This is a genomic window from Brucella pecoris, assembly GCF_006376675.1.
GTDB classification, from domain to species: Bacteria; Pseudomonadota; Alphaproteobacteria; order Rhizobiales; family Rhizobiaceae; genus Brucella; species Brucella pecoris.
On record NZ_VEWK01000045.1, the window covers coordinates 1 to 2,543 of the forward strand.

Here is a 2,543-nt window from a genome sequence, read left to right on the forward strand (position 1 = left end):
AAGATGGCTTCCCCTCGGCAGTTCATCAGGGCTAAATCAACCTAGCCGACGTGTCCGGCGAAACGGGGTGCACTCCAGGATTGGGTTGTCTGCGCAGATACTTAGATAAATTGAACACGCGCGAACGCTCCACATAATTATGCTCCCTCACTATGAGTTCACTTGTGAGGAGAGCGTAGTATGATGGATGCCAATAATCGTAATCACGGGTTCCTCGATCCCGGACCGTCGTCGTCATGGATTGATCGGTTCGCGGACGAGGTTGCTGCTCAAAGATATACGCCCCTGACCATTAAGGGCTACACAGCGTCGGCTCGTCATTTCGCAGCTTGGCTTTGTAAAGCGGGCATCTCGATCGACGTCATCGATGATGATATCGTTCGTAGCTTTGCCGAACATCGGTGTGGATGTCCCGGTGGGCGGCAGTGGCCGCGGATCTCGCCAAAATACTCGCGTCGTGCCGGGAGGTTCGTTATTTTCCTGCAAAGAGCAGGTGTCGTATGTCCATCTTTGAAGATCGCGTCGCCATATCCCTTGCTTGATGGATATCAGAGCTGGTTGCGCATCCACCGAGGACTGGCGGAACTAACGATCGCCCGTCACCTTCGCGACCTCCATAAGCTGTTGCCGTTGCTCGGCACGGCGACCCTCGACTATGATGCTAGCCTGATCCGTAAAGTCGTCCGAGAGTGGCGCGAGCGCACCGGGCCGGCTGATCTGAGGACCATAACAAGCGCCTTGCGTAGTTATCTTCGCTACCTCGCGGGTGCTGGCTTGTGCCGCCCCAACCTTGATCACGCCATTCCGCCGGTATTGCAGTGGCGCATTTCGTCGTTGCCGCGGTATCTGGCAGCCGCCGACGTCGAACGCGTCATTGCATCATGCGATCGAACAGCGCGTCGAAGCGTCTGACGGCCTCAAGTGCTATCGGGGAGATCGGCCTGCCATTGCGCTTGCGGTCCCGGGCGCTCTTTTCAATATCGGCCAGTTCAAAGAATTTCCGCCGTGCATGCGCATGACAAAAGGCGAAGGTGATTGGCGTCTCTTTTATTTGCGCAACAGCAATCGGTTCAAAGCCATTGTAGCAATCGGTCTGCAGAATACCGCCATATTGGGCAAGATGCATCTGTGGATGCTCGCCGCGCCGATCGCTCGAAGCATAATAGACTGCCGCTGGCGGTGCCGTTCCACCGAATGGCCGGTCATCGAGAACATATGTCCAGATACGTCCAGTCGTGCACCTGCCTTTCGCCCGGATGGGAATGGTGGTGTCGTCACCGTGAAGTCGCTCAGCCGCAAAGACATGGCTCTCAATCAAATCGAAGAGCGGCATCAGAGCAGACGTTCCAAGCCCGACCTGATCGGCCAGTGTCGAGGTCGACAAGTCGATCCCCTCGCATTTGAACCGGGAACCCTGCCGGTTGAGCGGAATGTGCATGCCAAACTTGTCGAATAAAATAGTCGCCAGGAGTTGCGCTCCAATAAAGCCACGCGGTGTGACATGGAATGGCGCTGGCGGCTGGCTGATCACCTCGCAGTCCCGGCAAGAGAACTTTTCCCGTACGGTCTCGATCACCTTGAAGCGACGCGGGATCTCTTCCAGCGTCTCGGTAATGTCCTCGCCCAGTTTCGACAGGCGTGAACCACCACAACAAGCACAAGTCGTCGGCGGATCGATGACGACACGCTCACGCTCGATATTTTCCGGCCATGGCTTGCGAACCGGTCGTTGGCGCGTAAACGAACGCACGTTCGACGCTTTGGCAGATGCCACCTGTGCGGCAGCCTCATCTTCGCTCGCCGCCATCACCAGTTCTTCGAGCTGCAATTCCAGCTGATCAAGCAGACGCGCCGTGCGCTCGGAGCGCTGGCCGCGCAATTCCCGTCTGAGCTTTTCGATCTTCAGTTCAAGAGCCGCGATCAATGCCTCGCTGTCCGACAGCATTGCCTGCGCATTAGCAGCCTCTGCTACAGCCACATCACGTTCCGCCACGACAACACTGTGTTCTGCCAGCAAAACCGCACGCTCTGAAAGCAGCGCCAGATAGGCACTTTCAAGGTCCGCAGGAAGATCGAAAGGCTTCAAACTCATGAAGCTATTCAATCATATTATCTAGCAATTTCAATCAAATAATGCTACCCAACCCGCCTCGGACGCCATGTTTCCTGCGGATTGCGCCAGTCTATTCCAGACAGCAAATAAGATAATTGAGCAGGTGAGATCGCAACAGCGCCACCTTCCGCAGAAGGCCAGATAAACTTGCCACGCTCGAGCCTTTTTGTGAACAGGCAGCTCCCCTGGCCGTCATGCCAGATTAATTTTATAAGATCGCCCCTCCGCCCTCTGAAGCAAAACAGATGACCGCCAAGCGGGTCGTGCTTCAGCACCTCCTGCACCCGAAGTGCCAGAGAAGGAAACCCACACCGCATGTCCGTATGACCCGTCGCAATCCACACCTGTACATTCTGGCCTGAAGGAAGCGTGATCATCACAGGCTCTCCAGGCCACGGATAAGGCGAACCAAAATATCGATATCGACGTC

At 55.9% G+C, this 2,543-nt stretch carries 2 protein-coding genes and 1 pseudogene; 1 reads left to right on the top strand and 2 read right to left on the bottom strand.

The window, feature by feature from the left end:
* Positions 1-183: 183 nt before the first annotated feature.
* The gene (locus FIB18_RS24525) at positions 184-912 is read left to right on the top strand and encodes a site-specific integrase (RefSeq protein ID WP_328596267.1); all 729 of its coding nucleotides are present in this window, start codon (positions 184-186) and stop codon (positions 910-912) included.
* Here the strand turns inward: FIB18_RS24525 and tnpC are convergent.
* Together tnpC and tnpB are read right to left on the bottom strand one after the other, a co-directional pair.
* Positions 887-2,092: pseudogene (gene tnpC, locus FIB18_RS24530) on the bottom strand (IS66 family transposase); the annotation flags it as partial. The gene FIB18_RS24525 and the pseudogene tnpC sit on opposite strands and share 26 nt — an antisense overlap.
* A gap of 44 nt (positions 2,093-2,136) precedes the next feature.
* A partial coding sequence (tnpB, locus tag FIB18_RS24535; protein ID WP_407921878.1) for an IS66 family insertion sequence element accessory protein TnpB occupies positions 2,137-2,543 on the bottom strand: 407 nt, incomplete at its 5' end.

Excerpts from the sequence above, each read along its gene's own strand:
- FIB18_RS24525 (WP_328596267.1), top strand. The coding sequence starts at position 184 with ATGGATGCCAATAATCGTAATCACGGGTTCCTCGATCCCGGACCGTCG.